Genomic DNA, 20,530 nt, shown 5'->3' on the forward strand with positions numbered 1-20,530 from the left:
CGCTGATGCGGGGCCTGTTTTTTCTGGGGGACTCAGCCTTCTCCTCGCTCGCGAGCAATGGCGCGGTAGCCAATGTCGCTGCGGTAGAAGCACCCGTTCCAGCGGATTTTTTCTGCCAGACGATACGCCTGCTGCTGGGCATCGGCCACGCTGCTGCCAATTGCCGTGGCGCACAGTACACGACCGCCGGCGGTGATCACCTGATTTTGTGCATTCAGCGCCGTGCCAGCATGGAACACCTTGCCGTCCAGCTGGGCGGCAGCATCCAGGCCTTCGATCACGTCACCCTTGGCGTAGTCGCCTGGGTAGCCGCCGGCAGCGAGGACCACGCCAACTGTCGGACGTGGGTCCCAGGTAGCCTCGACCTTGTCCAGCGCCTTGGCCAGTGCGGCCTCGACCAGCAGGACCAGCGAAGACTCCAGGCGGATCATGATCGGCTGGGTTTCCGGGTCGCCGAAGCGGCAGTTGAACTCGATGACCTTGGGCGTTCCGGCCTTATCGATCATCAGGCCGGCGTACAGGAAGCCGGTGTAGACATTGCCTTCGCCAGCCATGCCGCGCACGGTCGGGTAAATGACTTCGTCCATCACACGCTGGTGGATGGCATCGGTGACCACCGGAGCGGGGGAGTAGGCGCCCATGCCGCCGGTGTTCGGGCCGCTGTCGCCATTGCCGACGCGCTTGTGGTCCTGGCTGGTAGCCATGGGCAACACGTTTTCGCCGTCCACCATGACGATGAAGCTGGCCTCTTCGCCATCGAGAAATTCCTCGATGACCACGCGCGAACCGGCCTCACCGAAGGCATTGCCGGACAGCATGTCACGCACGGCATCTTCGGCCTCGGCCAGGGTCATGGCGACGATCACGCCCTTGCCGGCGGCCAGGCCGTCGGCCTTGATGACAATCGGTGCGCCCTTTTCACGCAGGTAGGCCAGCGCCGGTTCCACTTCGGTGAAGTTCTGGTAATCGGCGGTGGGAATCTTGTGGCGAGCCAGGAAGTCCTTGGTGAACGCCTTGGAGCCTTCCAGCTGGGCGGCGGCTGCAGTCGGGCCAAAGATGTCCAGCTTGCGGGTGCGGAACAGGTCGACCACGCCCTTCACCAGCGGCGCCTCCGGGCCGACGATGGTGAGTTGCACGTTCTTCTCGGCGAAATCGGCCAGCGCCTCAATGTCGAGCACGTCGATGGCGACATTCTCGCATTTCGCCTCGGTGGCGGTGCCGGCGTTACCGGGTGCGACGAAAACCTTCTCGACGCGCTTGTCCTGCGCGACCTTCCAGGCCAGGGCGTGCTCACGACCGCCGCTGCCGATGATCAATACGTTCATTTCTTTCTCCCGTTGGGGGCGGGCCTGTGGCCCGCGGTGGATAAGCAGAGCGTTATCCACCCTACGATGTCTGGCGTTCCCGGTAGAGTGGAGGCCGAAGCCATCCACCAGCGGATCAATGGCGGAAGTGACGCATTCCCGTAAAGACCATCGCAATTCCGGCTTCGTTGGCCGCATCGATGACTTCTGCATCGCGCATCGAGCCACCCGGCTGGATCACGGCGGTGATGCCGACGGCGGCGGCGTTGTCCAGGCCGTCGCGGAACGGGAAGAAGGCATCGGAGGCCATTACGGCACCCTGAACCTGCAGGCCGGCGTGTTCGGCCTTGATTGCGGCGATGCGGGCGGAGTTGACGCGGCTCATTTGCCCGGCGCCTACGCCCACGGTCTGGCGGTTCTTGGCATAGACGATGGCGTTGGACTTGACGAACTTGGCTACTTTCCAGGCGAAGATCAGGTCATGGATTTCCTGCTCGCTCGGCGCGCGCTTGGTCACGACCTTGAGGTCGGCTTCGGTGATCATGCCGATGTCGCGGCTCTGCACCAGCAAGCCGCCGTTGACGCGCTTGTAGTCCAGGCCATTGACGCGCTCGGCAGGCCACTGGCCGCACTCAAGCAGGCGAATGTTGGCCTTGGCGGCGACCACAGCACGAGCGTCGGCGGAAATGCTTGGGGCGATGATCACTTCGACGAACTGACGCTCGACGATAGCTTGAGCGGTAGCACCGTCCAGCTCGCGGTTGAAGGCGATGATGCCGCCGAACGCCGACTCGCTGTCGGTGGCATAGGCCAGGTCATAGGCCTTGCGGATGCCGCCCTCGGCTTCCGGTACCACGGCGACGCCGCACGGGTTGGCGTGCTTGACGATCACACAGGCCGGCTTGGTGAAGCTCTTCACGCACTCCAGCGCAGCGTCGGTGTCGGCCACGTTGTTGTAGGACAGCTCCTTGCCCTGCAGTTGCGTGGCGGTGGCGATACAGGCTTCGGCGGGCTGGGCTTCGACGTAGAAGGCTGCCTGCTGGTGCGGGTTTTCGCCGTAGCGCATGTCCTGCGCCTTGATGAACTGGCTGTTGAAGGTGCGCGGGAATTCGCCGCGACCTGATGTGGACAGGGTCTCGGTGGTCTGGTCGATAGTGCCCAGGTAGTTGGCGATCATGCCGTCGTATGCCGCCGTGTGCTCAAAGGCCTTGAGGGCCAGGTCGAAGCGCTGCGCGTAGCTGAGGCCACCGGCCTTGAGGGATTCGACGATGCCGGCATAGTCGCTGGCGTTGACCACGATGGCCACGTCCTTATGATTTTTCGCGGCGGAACGCACCATGGTCGGCCCGCCGATGTCGATGTTCTCGATGGCGTCGGGCAGCGTGCAGTCCGGCTTGCTCACGGTGGCCGCAAAGGGGTAGAGGTTGACCGCCACCAAGTCGATCGGCTGGATGCCGTGCTCGGCCATCACCGCGCCGTCCAGGTCACGACGGCCAAGAATGCCGCCGTGGATCTTCGGGTGCAGGGTCTTGACCCGGCCATCCATCATTTCCGGAAAACCGGTGTAGTCGGCAACTTCCACAGCGGCAATTCCGCTGTCCTGGAGCAGCTTGAAGGTGCCACCCGTGGAGAGAATCTCGACGCCCAGGGCGGCGAGTTCACGGGCGAAGTCGACGACGCCGGATTTGTCGGACACGCTGATCAGCGCGCGGCGGACGGAAAGACGGGTGGTTTGGTCGGTCATAGCGATTCCATCAAAGGTTTAGCTGACAGCACAAGCCGCAAGTACAGGGAAAACGCATCTGCTTGCGGCTTGGAGCCTGCGGCTTGTGGCTTAAAGAAGGTCGTACTGCTTGAGTTTCTTGCGCAGGGTGCCGCGGTTCAGGCCGAGCAGCTCGGAAGCTTTGGTCTGGTTGCCCTTCACATGATTCATCACAGTTTCCAGCAGCGGGGCTTCCACTTCGGAAAGCACCAGGTTGTACACATCCGTGACGGAGGCGCCCTCGAGATGGGCGAAATAATTTTTCAGCGCCTGCTCCACGCTGCCGCGCAGGGTCGGTTGACCCTCCTCAATAGGCGTGTTCAGGTGCTGTTTCAGGTTGGCTTGCTCACTCACGGGTGTTGTTCCACTTAAAAAGGTCTCGGTCATCGTCGTCATGCGGCCACCTCTTCTTCAGCGTCGATTCGCGCGGCGAAGAATTCTCGAATGCTGGCGCGCTGCGCGTCCGTGTTGTCCAAACGATTGAATTGAGCACGGAACTCCTTGGCGCCCGGCAGGGTTGCCAGGTACCAGCCGACATGCTTGCGGGCGATGCGAACGCCCATGACATCTCCATAGAAAACATGCAGTGCGGCCAGGTGTTCCAGCAGTATGTGTTGCACCTCGATCAGACCTGGTCCCGGCAACTGCTCGCCGGTTTCCAGAAAATGGGCGATTTCACGAAAAATCCACGGGCGGCCCTGAGCAGCCCGGCCAATCAGCAATCCATCGGCGCCTGTGTGTGCGAGCACCGCGTGGGCCTTGTGCGGTGAGTCGATGTCGCCATTGGCGAACACCGGCATCGACACGGCCTGCTTGATGCTTGCGATGCTGTCGTATTCGGCCTCGCCGGTGTACAGGTCGGCGCGGGTGCGGCCATGCACCGCCAGGGCGGCTATGCCTGCCTGCTCAGCGATCCTCCCTATTGTGATGCCGTTTTTGTTCTGACGATCCCATCCCGTACGTATTTTAAGCGTCACCGGTACATCGACCGCGGCTACCACGGCGGCGAGAATCTCAGCCACCAGTCGCTCGTCTTTCATCAGCGCGGACCCAGCGGCCTTGTTACAGACCTTCTTGGCCGGGCAGCCCATATTGATGTCGATGATCTGCGCGCCCAATGCGACATTGGCGCGCGCCGCTTCAGCGAGCATGAGCGCGTCGCCGCCGGCGATCTGCACCGAACGCGGCTCGGGATCATCTTCATGAGGCAGGCGCAGGCGTGACTTGCGGCTGTTCCACAGCCGTACGTCGCTGGTGACCATCTCAGACACCACCAGCCCCGCGCCAAAACGCCGGCAAAGCTGGCGGAATGGCTGATCCGTCACGCCCGCCATGGGCGCCAGGATCAAACGGTTGGGCAATGTGTAGGGGCCGATACGTAGCGCTGACATAGGACTTCCCTGCATGGGGCCTGCTGGTTCAGGTCGAATCGGGGACTGCAAAAAAGGGTGGGCATAATACCCGCTCTTCATGAACGGATAAAGGTCGAACTGAACAAATTCTGAGCAGCTTGGGGCTTATCGCCAAGGGTTGTTTTGTGATAAGCGCAGCCCGAAATTGGCTTTAACCACCATCATTCCGGCGAATGAAAGCCCAGGCTGTAGTTCACTGCCTTAGCGCCGGGGTCCAGGATGTCCAGCGAAATGTGGATCGGCGTTTGCGGTGGCATTTCCCGCTGACCGGCCAATTCGCCACTCAGGTACTCGCTGGGCTTGAAGCGCCGGCTGGCCAGCAATTGGCCGTTGATATCGGAGAAGCGCATTTCCAGCAGTGGGAAGGGTTGTGCGAAGGCGGCGCGGTTATACAGGATCGCATCCACAATCAGCGCGCCGGTATAACGCGGGTGGCTGCGCACCACCAGGTTGCTGCTCTTGATCTGGGTAATGTCCACCTTGGACGGCACGCTGCAACCCACCAGCGGACACAGCTGCTCGAACCAGGGGCGGTAGCGGTCCTGACGTGCCAGTTCTGCATAGTGGTAGTAGGCATACTGCGCGGCCAGACCCAACAGGGCGAGCAGGATCAACAAGCTCCAGCCAATCCAGCGTCCCCAGGGTTTCTTCGGGCGTTGCCATTCCAGTTGCAAGGGAGGTTCATTGAGCTGATCCAGGCCGCCCTCGTAGTGGCGGGCGGACAAATCGCCGTCAGGCTGGGCGTGCATGGACTCGAGCTTGGGCGTGGTGGCGCTGGAGCGCGCACCACGTGTGGGTGCCTCAGGTTCCAGCTCGCCCAGAGCAGGCTCGATGTGCAACTCGTGGCGGGCTTTGCTGTCGGTCGTTTCGTCGAGCAGGGCCTCGGCCCACGCCTCGTCGTCCGTTATCGGGGCGTCCGGCGCGTCATCGAATGAGGGCTCGTCGGTGGCGTGCAGAGAGAGGAACTGCTGAGAAAGTTGATGTTCCTCCTGTTCCAGGCGCTCCAGCTCTCGATCCAGGTCCATGTCGCCCAGGTCTAGGTCATCATGGATGCGCAGGTCATCCTCCACGGGATTGCGGGGTGCTGCCGGGGTGGCCGTCGGGGCAGTCGGGGAAACGCCCGGAGCGGCTGGTTTGGTTTGCGCAGCGGGCTTGGCCGTGGTCGTCGTGGTAGGTCTGGACGCCAAAGCTGGGACTTGAATCGCAGCGTCGCCGAGGACCTGGCGGGCGGCATTGAACACATGTAGACATGCGCCGCAGCGAACCGCGCCATGGGCAGCGCCCAACTGCGCGCGGCTGACGCGAAAGCTGGTTCGGCAATGGGGGCACTGGGCGACAAATGTCTCGGTCATGGAACAATCCGCTGAAAACAGGGGCGTCTAGTCTAGCGCAAGCTCCCAGGCTGGTGGTCAGGGCCTGGGGGAACATCTGATCGTTCAGCCGTGACGCACGCCGCTGATCCGCACCCAGCCGTCTTGTTCGGCGGTGGGATCGAGATTGAAGGCTGCAGCATAGGCGGCGCGCACCTCTTCGGCCTGTTCGGCGAGGATGCCGGACAGCGCCAGCCGCCCGCCCGTCTTGACCAGGGAGGTGATCTGCGGCGCCAAGGCGACCAGCGGCCCGGCAAGAATGTTGGCGACGACGACGTCAGCCTGTTCTTGGGGCAGGTTCTCGGGCAGGTAGACCGGGAAGCGCGCCGGGTCGATGCCGTTACGGGTGGCGTTGTCGCGCGAGGCTTCTACGGCTTGCGGATCGATGTCCGTGCCGACTGCGTGCTCTGCGCCCAAAAGCAGGGCGGCAATGGCCAGGATGCCCGAGCCACAACCGAAGTCGAGCACCGTACAACCCTCCAGTGCCTGACTGTCCAACCATTGCAGGCACAGTGCAGTGGTCGGATGGGTGCCGGTGCCAAAGGCCAGTCCTGGATCGAGCAGCAGGTTGACGGCGTCGGGCTCGGGTGCTTCGTGCCAGCTCGGTATGATCCACAGGCGACGACCGAAGCGCATGGGCTGGAAATTGTCCATCCAGCTGCGTTCCCAGTCCTGATCCTCTATGCGTTCGATCTGGTGCTCCGGAAGCGGATCACCGGACAGCAGGCGCAGGTGGGCGACGACCTGGTCAGCGTCGGCATCGCCTTCGAACAGCGCGAGCAGGTGGGTGTGGCTCCACAGCGGCGTGGTACCCAGGTCCGGTTCGAAGATCGGCTGATCCTCGGCGTCCATGAAGGTGACCGAGACGGCGCCGACTTCGAGTAGCGCATCCTCGTAGATCTCCGCCTGGTCAGGGGTGATGGCGAGACGGACTTGTAGCCAGGGCATAAAAACCTCGTTGTAAAACGGCTGAAGGCTGGAAAGCTGGACGAAAGGGGGATTATCCGCTTTTCCGTCCGGCCATCCAGCCTTCAGCGCTTTTGTCGACTTTTGCTTAGTGCTTGTCCATCCCCAGCTTCTTTTCCAGGTAGTGGATATTCACACCACCCTTGCAGAAGCCTTCGTCACGGGTCAGATCGCGGTGCAGCGGCACGTTGGTCTTGATCCCGTCGATTACAATTTCGTCCAGGGCATTGCGCATGCGCGCCATGGCTTCGTCGCGGGTGGCACCGTAGGTGATGATCTTGCCGATCAGCGAGTCGTAGTTCGGCGGTACGGCATAGCCGCTGTACAGGTGCGAGTCGACGCGCACGCCGTTGCCGCCTGGCGCGTGGTAGTGCTTGATCTTGCCCGGGCTGGGCATGAAGGTCGCCGGGTCTTCGGCGTTGATCCGGCACTCCAGCGCATGGCCACGAATGACCACGTCTTCCTGCTTGATCGACAGCTTGTTGCCGGCGGCGATGCTGAGCATCTCCTTGACGATGTCGAAGCCGGTGACCATTTCGGTGATCGGGTGCTCGACCTGCACGCGCGTATTCATCTCGATGAAGTAGAAACGGCCGTCTTCATAGAGGAACTCGAACGTGCCAGCGCCCCGGTAGCCGATCTCGATGCAGGCATCGACACAGCGCTTGAGCACTTCGGCGCGGGCCTTTTCGTCGATGAACGGCGCAGGCGCTTCTTCCAGAACCTTCTGGTGACGACGCTGCAGCGAGCAGTCGCGATCGCCCAGGTGAATGGCGTTGCCCTGACCGTCGGAGAGTACCTGGATTTCCACGTGACGCGGATTGCCGAGGAACTTCTCCAAGTAGACCATCGGGTTGCCGAACGCGGCACCGGCTTCGGTGCGGGTCAGCTTGGCCGATTTGATCAGGTCTTCTTCCTTGTGCACCACGCGCATGCCGCGACCACCGCCGCCGCCGGCGGCCTTGATGATCACCGGATAGCCGACTTCACGGGCGATGCGCAGGGCTTCCTGCTCATCTTCCGGCAGCGGGCCGTCGGAGCCGGGCACCACCGGTACGCCGGATTTGATCATCGCGTTCTTGGCGGACACCTTGTCGCCCATCAGGCGGATGGTCTCGGCTTTCGGCCCAACGAAGGCGAAGCCGGAGCGTTCGACCTGTTCGGCAAAGTCGGCGTTTTCAGCCAGGAAGCCGTACCCCGGGTGGATCGCCGTGGCGCCGGTGACTTCGGCGGCCGCGATGATGGCCGGGATGGACAGGTAAGACTGGGCAGCGTTTGCCGGGCCGATGCATACCGACTCGTCGGCCAGCGACAAGTGCATCAGCTCACGGTCCGCGGTGGAGTGTACCGCCACGGTCTTGATACCCAGTTCCTTGCAGGCACGCAGGATACGCAGGGCGATCTCGCCGCGGTTGGCAATCAGAACTTTTTCCAGCTGCATCGCAGGTTCCCCGCGCATCAAACGATGGTGAACAGCGGCTGGTCGAATTCTACCGGCTGACCGTTCTCCATCAGGATGGATTCAATGACGCCACTGGCTTCAGCTTCGATGTGGTTCATCATTTTCATCGCTTCGACGATGCACAGGATGTCGCCCTTCTTCACGGTCTGGCCGACTTCAACGAAGTTGGCCGAGGTCGGCGAAGAGGCGCGATAGAAGGTGCCGACCATGGGCGAGCGGACCACGTGGCCGTTCAGCTTGGGTGCGGCCGGCGCAGCGTCGGCAACCGGAGCGGCGGCCGGCGCAGCGGCCGGAGCGGCTACTTGAGCAGGCGCTTGAGCGTAGACGGTCTGAGCGACCTTGTTGTTGTGGCGACTGATGCGGACGGACTCTTCGCCTTCGCGAATTTCCAGTTCGTCGATACCGGACTCTTCCAGCAGCTCGATCAGTTTCTTGACTTTACGGATATCCATTAAGCAATCACTCCCAAGTGGGGTCAGGGGCGTTCAAGGTGTTCTAGTGCCGCCTCCAGGGCCAAGCGATAACCGCTGGCGCCGAGACCGCAAATCACTCCCACCGCAATGTCGGAGAAGTAGGAGTGATGCCGGAAAGGTTCACGTTTATGTACGTTGGACAGGTGAACTTCGATGAATGGGATGCTCACCGCCAGCAGCGCGTCACGTAATGCGACGCTTGTGTGCGTAAAAGCGGCCGGGTTGATGATGATGAACTGCACGCCTTCGCCTTGGGCGGCGTGGATGCGGTCGATCAACTGATACTCGGCATTGCTCTGCAGATGGCTGAGGGTATGGCCGGCGCTGTGAGCGCGTTGCTCGAGGTCCTGATTGATCTGCTCGAGGGTGACAGCCCCATAAAGCCCGGGCTCACGCGTGCCGAGCAGGTTGAGATTGGGGCCGTGCAGCACCAGTAAGCTGGCCATGGGAATCCTTGTCACGGTGGAAAGCGGTGAAATATGCCGGCAAAGGTGGGTGGCTGTCTAGATAAGAACAGTAAGCCGCCGATTGGTGGGGTTTTGCCGAAATTGTCAGGAAAATGGATCTTTTGTCGAAGGGCGCGACCGCCTGGTCAGCGATGCGCCGGTGACGATGTGTCAATGACCGCCTCACTCAGAAGCGGCTATTCGCCTGGCGCAGACGTGCGGCAAAGCTGGCCGCGTCGGTTTCGCCGACGGTGCGCAAATCCTGCCATTCCTCTCCGGTAGGCGCGAACAATTGCAGCGCCGGTGGGCCAAACAGCTGGTAGCGATCGAGTAGTGCACGTTGTGACGCATCGCTGCGGGTAATGTCGAAGCGCACCAGTTGATAGCCGGTGAGGTGCTCGCGGACCTTTGGCGCTTCCAGCACTTCCCGCTCTATAACCTTGCAACTGATGCACCAGTCGGCATACCAGTCGAGCAGCAGTGGCTGATCGGCATTCTTCGCCGCGAGCAGGGCAGCGTCGAGCGCAGCCGGCGTGTCCAGCATTTGCCAGCCATTGCCCGGGGACGAAAGCGTGGCGGTCTGTATCTCCATGCGACCAAGCGGACGCAGGGGATCAGACTCGCCCTGCAGGGCGCCGATCCAGGCACTCAGGCCGTACACCAGCAGTGCCAGGCCGGCCAGTTGGGCGATTTTCTGCTTGCCCGGCTTGGGGATGAACTCCAGCGCGCCCAGCCACAGCGCCGTGCCGGCCGCCAGCAAACCCCACAGTGCCAAGGCCGCTGGGCCGGGTAGCACGCGCTCCAGCAGCCATACCGAAACCGTTAGCAGTAGCACGCCAAAGGCATTGCGCACGGTCACCATCCAGGTGCCGGACTTGGGCAGAAGGGCACCGCCGCCCACGGCGAACAGCACCAGCGGTGTGCCCATTCCCAAGCCCAGGGCGAACAGCTTGAGCCCGCCACCAAGGGCATCGCCACTGGCGCTGATGTAGAGCAGGGCGGCGACCAGTGGAGCGGATACACAAGGCGACACCAGCAGACTGGACAACACGCCCAGCAGCGCAGCGCCCCACAACGAGCCGCCGCGGGTATTGCTGGCCAGTTTATCCAGCGGTTCGCTGATGACGCGGGGCAGGCGCAGCTCGAACGTGCCGAACATGGCCAGGGCGAAGGCTGCGAAAAAAGCAGCAAAGGGCACGAGAATCCAGGGAGATTGCAGGCGCGCCTGCAAATTCAGGCCGGCACCAAACACACCCATCAACGCGCCAAGCAAGGCGAAACAGGCCGCCATCGGCAACACATAAGCTACCGACAGGCTGAGGCCGCGCATCCCGCCGATCTGCCCGCGCAAAACGACACCGGAGAGAATGGGCAGCATCGGCAGTACGCACGGGGTGAAGGTCAGGCCCAAGCCGGCCAGAAAGAACAACGCCAAATCGCCCCAGCTCCAGGCCTGTGCCTCACCCGCTGCGTCGGCTGGGGCATCGCCGATGCTGAACGCACGGATTTCCGGGGGATAACACAGGCCCAAATCGGCGCAGCCCTGATAGCCCACGCTGAGGGTAAACGGCAGGCTTTGCGGGTTGTCCACAGGCACGACAATGTCCGTCACGCCGTAATACACCTCGACATCGCCAAAAAATTCATCTGTCTTGGCAGTTCCGGCAGGCAATTGCGGGTTGCCAATCGTCACGCCTGGCTGGTCACTGTTGAACGTGAAGCGATGCTGGTACAGGTAATAGCCATCGGCATTGATAAAGCGCAGGTGAGCGCTGCCGTCATCGGCCTCGCTAAGCTCAAGTCGAAAGGCTTTGTCCACCGGCAGAAAATCCTGGCTATTGTTCAGTGCGCCACCGGACAAAGCGGAGGGTGGGCGAGGGGCGTCGAACAGGCCGGCACTGGCGGGCAGGGTGAACAGCAGTAGCAGGCATAACAGCAGGCGGGGCATGGGGATCTCGCAGGCGGAAACTGCCGGCATGATAACCAACTTGTTCGTCAGCGTCAGATGACTGCTGGCCGCAGGGCGTGACAACTATTGCGAAATGCTGCTTACAGTGGGTCGCAATCAGCGTCTGGCGCTAAGATGATGGGCGTGTGCACGGCGCGCTGTGCTTGACAAGCCGGCACGGCTATAATCTGCCGCTTTCTCCGACTCTTTCCAGATCCGAAGCCATGACCGACTCCGTGCTCGACTATATGACCCGCCTGGGCCGCGCCGCGCGCGAGGCCTCGCGAGTGACTGCGCGTGCTACTACGGCGCAGAAGAATAATGCCCTGTTGGCCGTCGCGCGCGCCCTTGATGACGCCCGTGTCGAGTTGCTGGCTGCCAATGAGAAGGATTTGGCTGCCGGTCGTGCTTCCGGCCTGGACGACGCCATGCTCGACCGCCTGGCGCTGACGCCGGCACGTATCGACGAGATGATCGAAGGCCTGCGCCAAGTTGCTGCGCTGCCTGATCCGATCGGTGCGATCCGTGACATGCGCTATATGCCGTCCGGCATTCAGGTCGGCAAGATGCGTGTCCCATTGGGAGTGATCGGCATCGTCTACGAGTCGCGGCCCAACGTGACCATTGACGCTGCCAGCCTGTGTCTGAAGTCAGGCAATGCCACCATTCTGCGGGGCGGCTCCGAGGCGATTCATTCCAATCAGGCGATTGCCCGCTGCATTCAGCTGGGCTTGGCCGAGGTTGGCCTACCGGCGGCGTGCGTGCAGGTAGTGGAAACCACGGACCGTGCCGCCGTGGGCGCGCTGATCACCATGCCGGAGTTCGTCGACGTCATCGTGCCGCGCGGCGGCAAGGGGCTGATCGAGCGCATCAGTCGCGATGCCAAGGTGCCGGTGATCAAACATCTGGACGGTGTCTGCCACGTGTACATCGACGTCGCTGCCGACCTGGACAAGGCCATTCGCGTCGCTGACAACGCCAAGACTCAGCGCTATGCGCCGTGCAATGCCATGGAAACCCTGTTGGTGCATGCCGATGTAGCGGACCGGGTATTGCCGCCGCTGGCTTCGGTCTATCGCGATAAGCAGGTTGAGTTGCGCGGGTGCGAACGTACCCGCGAATTGCTGGGCAGCGATGTGCGGGAAGCCGTTGAGGACGACTGGTTCGCCGAATACAACGCACCGATTCTGGCGATTCGCGTGGTCGATTCGCTTGAGCAGGCCGTCGAGCACATCAACCATTACGGCTCGCACCATACCGATTCGATCATCACCGAAAATTTCAGCGATGCGCGGCGTTTTCTCACTGAGGTGGATTCCAGTTCGGTGATGATCAATGCTTCGACCCGTTTTGCCGACGGCTTCGAATATGGCCTGGGGGCGGAGATCGGCATTTCCACCGATAAGCTGCATGCGCGTGGTCCGGTCGGCCTGGACGGCCTGACCAGTGAAAAATACGTGGTCTTTGGCGACGGGCATACCCGCAGCTGATGACACGGCGCATCGGTATTCTGGGCGGCACCTTTGATCCGGTGCACATAGGACACCTGCGCGGAGCGCTAGAGGTCGCGGAGCTGCTCGACCTCGATGAGGTGCGGTTGACTCCCAGCGCCCGCCCGCCCCATCGGGGTACGCCGCAGGTGTCTGCCGAAGACCGGCTGGCCATGGTGCAATGTGCCGTCCAGGGCGTCACGCCACTGACGGTGGATGACCGTGAACTGCGCAGGGACAAGCCGTCCTATACCGTTGATACGCTGCTTTCACTGCGCCAGGAGTTGGCGGTCCACGATCAACTGTTTCTCCTGCTGGGCTGGGATGCCTTTTGCGGGCTGCCCAGCTGGCATCGCTGGGAAGAACTGCTCGACCATTGCCATATCCTCGTGTTGCAACGGCCGGACGCCGACAGCGAGGCGCCCGATGAACTGCGCAACTTGCTGGCTGGGCGCAGTGTCAGTGACCCGCTGACGCTGAATGGTCCGGGCGGGCAAATCTCGTTTATCTGGCAAACGCCGCTGGAAGTCTCCGCCACGCAATTGCGTGAGCGGCTGGCCAGCGGCAGATCGATCCGTTTTCTGGTGCCCGATGCGGTACTGGCATACATACACGCGCATGGGCTGTACCCTGCGTCGAACTGAACCTTAAGTGAAGAGTTTCCGAATGCAAAACGAACAACTGGTCCAGCTGGCGGTCGCCGCCCTGGAAGATATGAAGGCCCAGGACGTCACCGTTATCGATGTGCGCGGCAAGACCAGCGTCACCGACTTCATGGTGATTGCCAGTGGTTCTTCCAGCCGTCACGTCAAGTCGCTGGCCGACAATGTCCTTGAGAAGGTCAAGGAGCAAGGTGTGCGCCCGATCGGCTGTGAAGGCATGGAAGGCGGCGAGTGGGTGCTGCTCGATCTGGGCGATGTGGTAGTGCATACCATGCAAACGGCCACGCGCGAGTTCTACGACCTGGAGCGCCTGTGGCGCGGTGCGGAGCAAAGCCGCGCACAGCACGGCACCGACGCGGAATAAGTCGCAGCCGTGCGAATCAAACTGATTGCGGTCGGCTCGCGCATGCCGCGCTGGGTGGAAGATGGCTGGCATGAATATGCCAAGCGCCTGCCGCCCGAACTGCCGCTGGAACTGGTGGAGATTCCGTTGCACACCCGCGGCAAGAATGCCGACGTGGCGCGGCTGATCCGTCAGGAAGGCGAGGCCATGTTGGCCAAGGTACAACCGGGCGAACGCATCGTCACCCTTGAGGTACATGGCAAGCCCTGGAGTACCGAGCAATTGGCGGCTGAGCTGGAACGCTGGCGTCTCGAAGCGCGCAATGTCAATCTGATGGTTGGTGGGCCCGAAGGCCTGGCGCCAGAAGTGCGCGCGCGCAGTGAGCAGCGTTGGTCGTTGTCGCCCTTGACCTTGCCGCATCCGCTGGTGCGCATTCTGCTCGGCGAGCAGATCTATCGCGCCTGGACCGTCCTCAACGGGCATCCTTATCACAAGTAGTCAGCCGTAACGATGCCGCACTCGATCCCCCTGCATGACCACGAACGCAACACCCGCCTGGTGCGGCGGCGCATGCTCGTGGGCGCCGCCTGTGTCGTGGTGCTGACCCTGCTGCTAATTGCACGAATGTTTTATCTGCAGGTGATCCAGTTTGAGCATCACACTACCCTGTCGGAGAACAACCGTGTTCACGTGCAGCCCGTGCCGCCAACGCGCGGGCTGATTTATGACCGTAACGGGATTTTGCTGGCTGATAACCGACCGAGTTTCAGCCTGACGGTCACTCGTGAGCGGGCCGGTGACTGGGAAGATGTGTTGGACCGCATCGTCGCGGTGCTGCAGCTGGGCGATGAAGAACGTCAGCTGTTCGAGAAGCGCGTGCGCCAGGGGCGCCGGCCCTTCGAGCCGGTGCCGATCATGTTCGAGCTGTCCGAAGAGCAGATTGCCCGCATCGCGGTCGATCAGTTCCGTTTGCCTGGAGTCGAAGTCGCCGCGCAATTGGTTCGTTATTACCCCCAGCAAGAACACTTCGCTCATTCGGTCGGCTATGTCGGGCGCATCAACGAGCAGGAACTCAAGCGTCTCGACACGGTTAATTACAGCGGCACGCACCATATCGGCAAAACCGGCATCGAGCGTTTTTACGAGGATCAGTTGCACGGTCAGGTCGGCTACGAAGAAGTCGAAACCAATGCCCGTGGGCGTGTGTTGCGCGTGCTCAAGCGCACCCCGCCGCAGCCCGGCAAGGATCTGGTGCTCAGTCTGGATGTGCACCTGCAGGCCGCAGCCGAAGGGGCGCTGGCCGGGCGCCGAGGCGCAGTGGTGGCTCTGGAGCCGGCTACCGGTGAAGTGTTGGCCATCGTCAGTCAGCCCAGCTTTGACCCCAACCTGTTCGTCACCGGCATCAGTTTCAAGAAATACGCGGAGCTCAGCGAGTCCATTGATCGTCCGCTGTACAACCGCGTGTTGCGTGGTCTGTATCCGCCAGGCTCGACCATCAAGCCGATGGTGGCAGTCGCCGGGCTGGACAGCGGCACAGTTACGTCGGACACCAAGATATTCGACCCCGGTTATTTCCAGTTGCCCAATCACAGTCACCGTTACCGTAACTGGAACCGTTATGGGGATGGTTGGGTCAGTCTGGAGCTGGCGGTTGCCCGCTCCAATGACACCTATTTTTATGAGTTGGCCCACAAGATGGGCATCGACGAGTTACATCGTTACATGTCGGCTTTCGGCTTCGGCAAGCGCGTGTCCCTGGACATGTTCGAAGAAACCGCAGGCTTGATGCCGTCGCGCGAATGGAAACAGGCGCGCTATCGCCAGGTCTGGTTCCCGGGTGAAACCGTCATTCTCGGCATCGGTCAGGGCTACATGCAGTCCACACCCCTGCAGCTGGCTCAGGCGACTGCGCTGATGGCCACGCGAGGCAAGTGGATTCGACCGCATCTGGCAAAAAGTGTCGGTGGTGTGCCAACGGTGGATCCCAATCCATTTCCGGACATCGAATTGAAAAATCCCCGCTTCTGGGAAGAGGGGCGTCGCGCCATGGAGGCGGTGGTCCACGGGGCCCGTGGCACTGCCCGCAGAGTGGGCCTGGATGCGCCTTACCGGATCGCCGGCAAAAGCGGTACGGTTCAGGTGGTGGCCATTGCACAAGGCGAAAAATATGACCGAGAAAAGCTTGATGAACGGCATCGTGACCACGCACTGTTTGTCGCCTACGCACCGGCTGACGACCCACAGATCGCCGTGGCGGTAATGGTCGAGAACGGCGAGTCGGGCTCTGGGGTGGCCGGTCCGGTGGCGCGCCAGGTGATGGATGCCTGGCTGCTGGGTGAAGACGGTCGCCTCAAGCCTCAGTTTGCCCCGCCGCAACCCGCCGAGGTGGTTCGCCGTGTTCAATGAGTTTGACCGTACCCTGTCCAATCAGGATGCGCTGCGTCGCCGGGCCAGTCCGCTGCAGCGTCTGCATATCGACGGCATCCTGCTGTTGCTGTTGCTGGTTCTGGCGGCCGTCAGCCTGTTCGTGCTGTATTCGGCCAGCGGCAAGAACCTCGAGTTGCTCGCCAAGCAGGCCAGCTCCTTCGGCTTGGGCCTAGCGGCCATGTTGGTTATCGCCCAGTTGGAACCGCGCTTCATGGCCCGTTGGGTGCCGTTTGCATATGTTGTCGGAGTGGGGCTGCTCGTGGTGGTGGACGTAATGGGCCACAACGCCATGGGCGCGACTCGCTGGATCTATATCCCCGGAGTGATTCGCTTCCAGCCGGCGGAATTCATGAAAATCATCATGCCGGCCACCATTGCCTGGTATCTGGCCAGCCGCAGTTTGCCGCCGGGCCTCAAGCACACCAGCATCAGTCTGCTGCTGATCGTTATCCCCTTCGTATTGATCCTGCGTCAGCCTGATCTGGGTACGTCCTTGCTGATTCTCGCCTCAGGTGCCTTTGTATTGTTCATTGCCGGATTGCGCTGGCGCTGGATTATCGGTGCGGTGGCAGCCGTGGTGCCGATTGCCGTGTTCATGTGGTACTTCGTGATGCACCAGTACCAGAAGCAGCGGGTGCTGACCTTCCTTGATCCGGAGAGCGATCCGCTGGGCTCGGGCTGGAACATCATCCAGTCCAAGGCGGCCATTGGTTCGGGCGGTGTGTATGGCAAGGGCTGGCTGCTCGGTACCCAATCACACCTGGACTTTTTGCCGGAAAGCCATACCGACTTTATCATTGCCGTGCTCAGCGAAGAGTTTGGTCTGGTGGGTGTTTGCCTGCTTCTTCTTCTTTATCTGTTGCTGATTGCCCGTGGTACGGTAATTACGCTGCAGGCGCAGACGCTATTTGGCAAACTCCTCGCCGGAAGCATGACGTTAACGTTCTTTGTGTATGTATTCGTCAATATCGGCATGGTCAGCGGTCTCCTGCCGGTGGTGGGAGTACCCCTGCCGTTTATCAGTTACGGTGGTACCTCGTTGGTGACCCTGCTGTCAGGGTTTGGAGTTTTGATGGCCATTCACACCCATCGCAAATGGATCGCACCCCAATGAAGAACACGTTGCAGACTGTACAGGGCTGGCTGACCGCAACCTTTGCCGCGGCGATGCTGGCCGCCTCGGGTGTTGCCAGCGCTACGACTTACCAAGGTTCGCCTCATGCACAGGCGATGATTGACGAACTGACCCGCAGCTATGGTTTCGCCGAAGAACAGCTCCAGGCCCTGTTCGCCGAAGCCGAGCGCAAGCAGGCCATTCTGGATGCCATCTCCAAGCCAGCCGAGCGGGTAAAGCCCTGGAAAGAATACCGGCCGATCTTCATCACCGAGGCGCGTATCGCCCGTGGTGTGGATTTCTGGCGCGAACACCAGGAGGCACTGAGCCGCGCCGAGCGCGAATACGGCGTGCCGGCCTCGGTGATCGTGTCGATCATCGGCGTGGAAACTTTCTATGGCCGCAACACCGGCAACTACCGGGTGCTCGATGCCTTGTCCACCCTGTGCTTCGATTACCCGCCGCGTGCACCATTTTTCTGTCAGCAACTGCGCGAATTCCTGCAACTGACGCGTGAAGAGCAGGTCGATCCGCTGCAGCTCAAGGGCTCCTATGCGGGCGCCATGGGTCTGCCGCAATTCATGCCGGGCAGCTTCCGCGCCTATGCGGTGGACTTCGACGGCGATGGCCGTATCGATATCTGGAATAATCCCGTAGACGCCATCGGCAGCGTGGCCAGTTACTTCAAGCGTCATGGCTGGGCCAGCGGCGAAGCGGTGGTCAGTCGGGCTGAGGTCCAAGGCGAGCGCATCGAGGAGGGTCTCAACACGACCCTTGACCCACAGCACACGGTGGCTCAACTGCGTGTGCTGGGTTGGCAGCCGACTACCGCCTTGGCGGACGATTTGCCGGTCCTCGCCTTTCGTTTCGAGGGCGAGGCGGGTGATGAATACTGGTTCGGACTGCATAATTTTTCAGTGATCACCCGCTATAACCGCAGCACCATGTACGCCATGGCCGTGCATCAACTGGCCGGCGAACTAAGCCGCGTGCGGGGCATGAAGTGATGGTCAGGATGGGGTTGCCGCTGGCTTTGTCTAGCCTGCTGATCGTGGCCGGGTGCTCCAGCCCGCCCGTGTCCAAGCCCACTGCAAGTACGCCAGGGCTGAGCGGGCCGACGAGCTACTCCCGTCCGCACCAGGATGGCGCGCCCTGGTGGGATGTGGATGTCTCGCAGATTCCCGACGCCACGCCGATGCCGCATTACGGCCGCTTCAAGGCCAATCCCTATACGGTGCTGGGCAAGAGCTACTACCCCATGCCCGACGGGCGTAATTACCGCGAGACGGGTACAGCCTCCTGGTACGGCACCAAGTTCCATGGCCAGGCCACCGCCAACGGCGAGTCCTATGATCTTTACGGGATGACCGCCGCACACAAAACCCTGCCGCTGCCTAGTTACGTGAAAGTCACCAACCTGGACAACGGTCGCCAGGTGACGCTGCGGGTCAACGATCGCGGGCCGTTTTATTCCGACCGCATCATCGATTTGTCCTTCGCTGCGGCCAAGAAGCTCGGCTTCGCCGAGAGCGGTACGGCGCGCGTGCGGGTTGAGGGAATCGATCCCCATGAATGGTGGGCCGCGCGCGGCCAGCCAGTGCCTGGCGTGCTGGCACAGCCCGCTGTGGCTGCACCAGCTTCCAGGCTGAGCACCCAGCCCATGGAGCAGTACACACCGCCGCCACAGCAGCATGCCGCGGCCGTGCTGCCCGTGCAGGTCGCCTCGGCGTATCCTCAGGCGGTTCAAAACGGTGCGCTGTACTTACAGGTAGGGGCTTTTGCCAATCCGGATGCGGCAGAGCTGCTCAAGGCCAAGTTGTCTGAAACTGTTTCAGTGCCCGTTTTCCTAAGCTCCGTGTTGCACAATAACCAGATTCTGCACCGTGTTCGCCTGGGGCCGATTGGCAGCCAGAGCGAGGCCCAGCAAGTGCAGGACAGTGTGCGTCTGGCCAATCTTGGTCAGCCCCGTCTAGTGCGTCCCGATTAGGCTGCGCACCTGAATCACGACTGATTCGGTTTGTATCGCTGGCCCACCTGCAGAATATTGGCTCGTGCTGCTATTATCGGGCAATCATGCATCCCCCTCGGTGAACTTAGTCACTCGCTCAGGGTCTGAAGCACGCCCTACGGGCGGCAATCCAGCATTGGGCTGCGTTCCTATTAAAAAATGTCAGGGAGAAGAATGAAAATCTTCAGTTTTGCGCCTTGCTTGCTCGTTTCCGTCTTGAGTTTTGTGACCCCGGCGGCAATGGCCGTCGAGCAGGCTATCCCAGCTCCACCTCAGCTGGCAGCCAAGTCGTATGTATTGATGGATGCGGCCAGCGGCAAAGTGCTGGTGGACAATAATGGCAACGAACGTTTGCCGCCGGCCAGTCTGACCAAACTGATGACGGCCTACATTGCCACGCTGGAAATCAACCGCGGGCAGATTAGCGAGCAAGACCTGGTGACTGTCAGCGAAAAGGCCTGGCGCACCGGCGGCTCGCGCATGTTCATTCAGGTCGGTAGCCAGGTAACGGTGGATGACCTGTTGCATGGCGTGATCATCCAGTCCGGCAACGATGCCAGTGTAGCGCTGGCCGAGCACATCGCCGGCAGTGAAGAATCCTTTGCCGAGATGATGAACCAAAGCGCTACGCGTTTGGGCCTGCAGAATACTCATTTTCGCAATGCAACCGGCCTGCCGGACCCGGAGCATTACTCTTCGGCCCATGACATGGCCAAGCTGGCGCGGGCGATCATCTATCAGGACCCGGAGCATTACGCTGTCTACGCGCAGAAGGAATTCCTCTGGAACAACATCAAACAGCCCAACCGCAACCTTCTGCTGTGGCGCGACAAATCCGTGGATGGCCTGAAAACCGGACATACCGATGAAGCAGGTTATTGCCTGGTGGCCTCAGCGGTGCGTGATGGCCAGCGACTGATTTCGGTGGTGTTTGGCACGAGCAGCGAAGAGGCCCGTTCGGCGGAGACCCAAAAGCTGCTCACCTATGGTTTCCGCTTCTTTGAAACGGAGACCTTCTACAAGCGTGGCGACGAACTGGCGAAGGCGAAGGTCTGGAAGGGCGAGCAGGGTGAGGTGAAGGCAGGTCTGGCCGAGGATCTGACCCTGACCGTGCCGCGTGGCCAGGGCAAGAATCTGAAGGCGAGCATGAGTCTGGATCCTACGCTGGTTGCGCCCATTGAACAGGGCCAGGTGATTGGCGTGGTTGAGGTGCGCAATGGCGAAGAGCTGGTGCACAGCGCCGATTTGATTGCCATGCAAAGCGTTGCCGAGGGTGGCATTTTCCGCCAGCTCTGGGATAGTATCCGACTGTTTTTCTACGGTTTGTTCAACTGATTTTTCCA

Annotated in this window: 19 protein-coding genes; 9 read left to right on the forward strand and 10 right to left on the reverse strand. The window is 61.4% G+C overall.

The genetic code is table 11. From position 1 onward, the window contains the following. Nucleotides 1-32 precede the first annotated feature (32 nt). From purD to dsbD, 10 genes are all read right to left on the reverse strand, one after another. Complete coding sequence (gene purD, locus ACTV8E_RS12520) at nt 33-1,325, reverse strand: phosphoribosylamine--glycine ligase (protein ID WP_273536520.1); 1,293 nt, start codon at nt 1,323-1,325, stop codon at nt 33-35. A 115-nt stretch (nt 1,326-1,440) separates the two neighbouring features. Next, complete coding sequence (gene purH, locus ACTV8E_RS12525) at nt 1,441-3,048, reverse strand: bifunctional phosphoribosylaminoimidazolecarboxamide formyltransferase/IMP cyclohydrolase (protein WP_443199704.1); 1,608 nt, start codon at nt 3,046-3,048, stop codon at nt 1,441-1,443. Nucleotides 3,049-3,138: 90 nt separating this feature from the next. After that, nucleotides 3,139-3,462, reverse strand: a complete 324-nt coding sequence (gene fis / locus ACTV8E_RS12530) for a DNA-binding transcriptional regulator Fis (protein WP_251834772.1) — start codon at nt 3,460-3,462, stop codon at nt 3,139-3,141. Then, the gene (gene dusB, locus ACTV8E_RS12535; protein ID WP_443199705.1) at nt 3,459-4,457 is read right to left on the reverse strand and encodes a tRNA dihydrouridine synthase DusB; all 999 of its coding nucleotides are present in this window, start codon (nt 4,455-4,457) and stop codon (nt 3,459-3,461) included. Before dusB ends, fis begins: the two co-directional genes overlap by 4 nt. A gap of 182 nt (nt 4,458-4,639) precedes the next feature. Next, a complete protein-coding gene (locus ACTV8E_RS12540) occupies nt 4,640-5,830 on the reverse strand; it encodes a DUF3426 domain-containing protein (RefSeq protein WP_443199706.1) in 1,191 nt (396 codons plus the stop codon). 84 nt (nt 5,831-5,914) lie between these two features. Then, on the reverse strand, nt 5,915-6,796 hold the full coding sequence (gene prmA, locus ACTV8E_RS12545) for a 50S ribosomal protein L11 methyltransferase (RefSeq protein ID WP_443199707.1): 882 nt from the start codon (nt 6,794-6,796) through the stop codon (nt 5,915-5,917). A gap of 106 nt (nt 6,797-6,902) precedes the next feature. Beyond that, nucleotides 6,903-8,255: an acetyl-CoA carboxylase biotin carboxylase subunit gene (gene accC / locus ACTV8E_RS12550; RefSeq protein ID WP_273536526.1), complete on the reverse strand. Its 1,353-nt coding sequence runs from the start codon at nt 8,253-8,255 to the stop codon at nt 6,903-6,905. A 17-nt stretch (nt 8,256-8,272) separates the two neighbouring features. Then, nucleotides 8,273-8,728 (reverse strand): acetyl-CoA carboxylase biotin carboxyl carrier protein, encoded by a 456-nt coding sequence (gene accB / locus ACTV8E_RS12555; protein WP_251834777.1) that lies wholly within the window; start codon nt 8,726-8,728, stop codon nt 8,273-8,275. 23 nt (nt 8,729-8,751) lie between these two features. After that, on the reverse strand, nt 8,752-9,195 hold the full coding sequence (gene aroQ / locus ACTV8E_RS12560; RefSeq protein WP_251834778.1) for a type II 3-dehydroquinate dehydratase: 444 nt from the start codon (nt 9,193-9,195) through the stop codon (nt 8,752-8,754). 187 nt (nt 9,196-9,382) lie between these two features. After that, nucleotides 9,383-11,143 (reverse strand): protein-disulfide reductase DsbD, encoded by a 1,761-nt coding sequence (gene dsbD, locus ACTV8E_RS12565; RefSeq protein WP_443199708.1) that lies wholly within the window; start codon nt 11,141-11,143, stop codon nt 9,383-9,385. Nucleotides 11,144-11,367: 224 nt separating this feature from the next. Here dsbD and ACTV8E_RS12570 point away from each other — a divergent pair, with 224 nt between their 5' ends. From ACTV8E_RS12570 to ACTV8E_RS12610, 9 genes are all read left to right on the forward strand, one after another. Further along, nucleotides 11,368-12,633, forward strand: coding sequence for a glutamate-5-semialdehyde dehydrogenase (locus ACTV8E_RS12570; RefSeq protein ID WP_443199709.1), 1,266 nt, complete (start codon nt 11,368-11,370; stop codon nt 12,631-12,633). After that, entirely contained in the window at nt 12,633-13,277 is a 645-nt protein-coding gene (nadD, locus tag ACTV8E_RS12575) for a nicotinate-nucleotide adenylyltransferase (RefSeq protein ID WP_251834781.1), read from the forward strand. The genes ACTV8E_RS12570 and nadD overlap by 1 nt, the downstream gene beginning before the upstream one ends. Before the next feature lie 22 nt (nt 13,278-13,299). Continuing rightward, nucleotides 13,300-13,659, forward strand: a complete 360-nt coding sequence (gene rsfS / locus ACTV8E_RS12580) for a ribosome silencing factor (protein WP_251834782.1) — start codon at nt 13,300-13,302, stop codon at nt 13,657-13,659. Between the two features lie 9 nt (nt 13,660-13,668). Continuing rightward, nucleotides 13,669-14,136, forward strand: coding sequence for a 23S rRNA (pseudouridine(1915)-N(3))-methyltransferase RlmH (rlmH, locus tag ACTV8E_RS12585; protein WP_443199710.1), 468 nt, complete (start codon nt 13,669-13,671; stop codon nt 14,134-14,136). Nucleotides 14,137-14,148: 12 nt separating this feature from the next. Beyond that, entirely contained in the window at nt 14,149-16,044 is a 1,896-nt protein-coding gene (gene mrdA, locus ACTV8E_RS12590) for a penicillin-binding protein 2 (RefSeq protein ID WP_443199711.1), read from the forward strand. 31 nt (nt 16,045-16,075) lie between these two features. After that, nucleotides 16,076-17,179, forward strand: coding sequence for a rod shape-determining protein RodA (gene rodA, locus ACTV8E_RS12595; protein ID WP_251835342.1), 1,104 nt, complete (start codon nt 16,076-16,078; stop codon nt 17,177-17,179). Between the two features lie 8 nt (nt 17,180-17,187). After that, nucleotides 17,188-18,186 (forward strand): lytic murein transglycosylase B, encoded by a 999-nt coding sequence (mltB, locus tag ACTV8E_RS12600; RefSeq protein ID WP_443199794.1) that lies wholly within the window; start codon nt 17,188-17,190, stop codon nt 18,184-18,186. Further along, nucleotides 18,186-19,166, forward strand: a complete 981-nt coding sequence (locus tag ACTV8E_RS12605; RefSeq protein ID WP_443199795.1) for a septal ring lytic transglycosylase RlpA family protein — start codon at nt 18,186-18,188, stop codon at nt 19,164-19,166. The genes mltB and ACTV8E_RS12605 overlap by 1 nt, the downstream gene beginning before the upstream one ends. A gap of 195 nt (nt 19,167-19,361) precedes the next feature. Next, nucleotides 19,362-20,522: a D-alanyl-D-alanine carboxypeptidase family protein gene (locus ACTV8E_RS12610; RefSeq protein ID WP_443199712.1), complete on the forward strand. Its 1,161-nt coding sequence runs from the start codon at nt 19,362-19,364 to the stop codon at nt 20,520-20,522. Nucleotides 20,523-20,530 lie beyond the last annotated feature (8 nt).

The sequence above is a fragment of the Pseudomonas sp. B392_1p genome, assembly GCF_052245235.1.
Taxonomy (GTDB): domain Bacteria; phylum Pseudomonadota; class Gammaproteobacteria; order Pseudomonadales; family Pseudomonadaceae; genus Serpens; species Serpens gallinarum.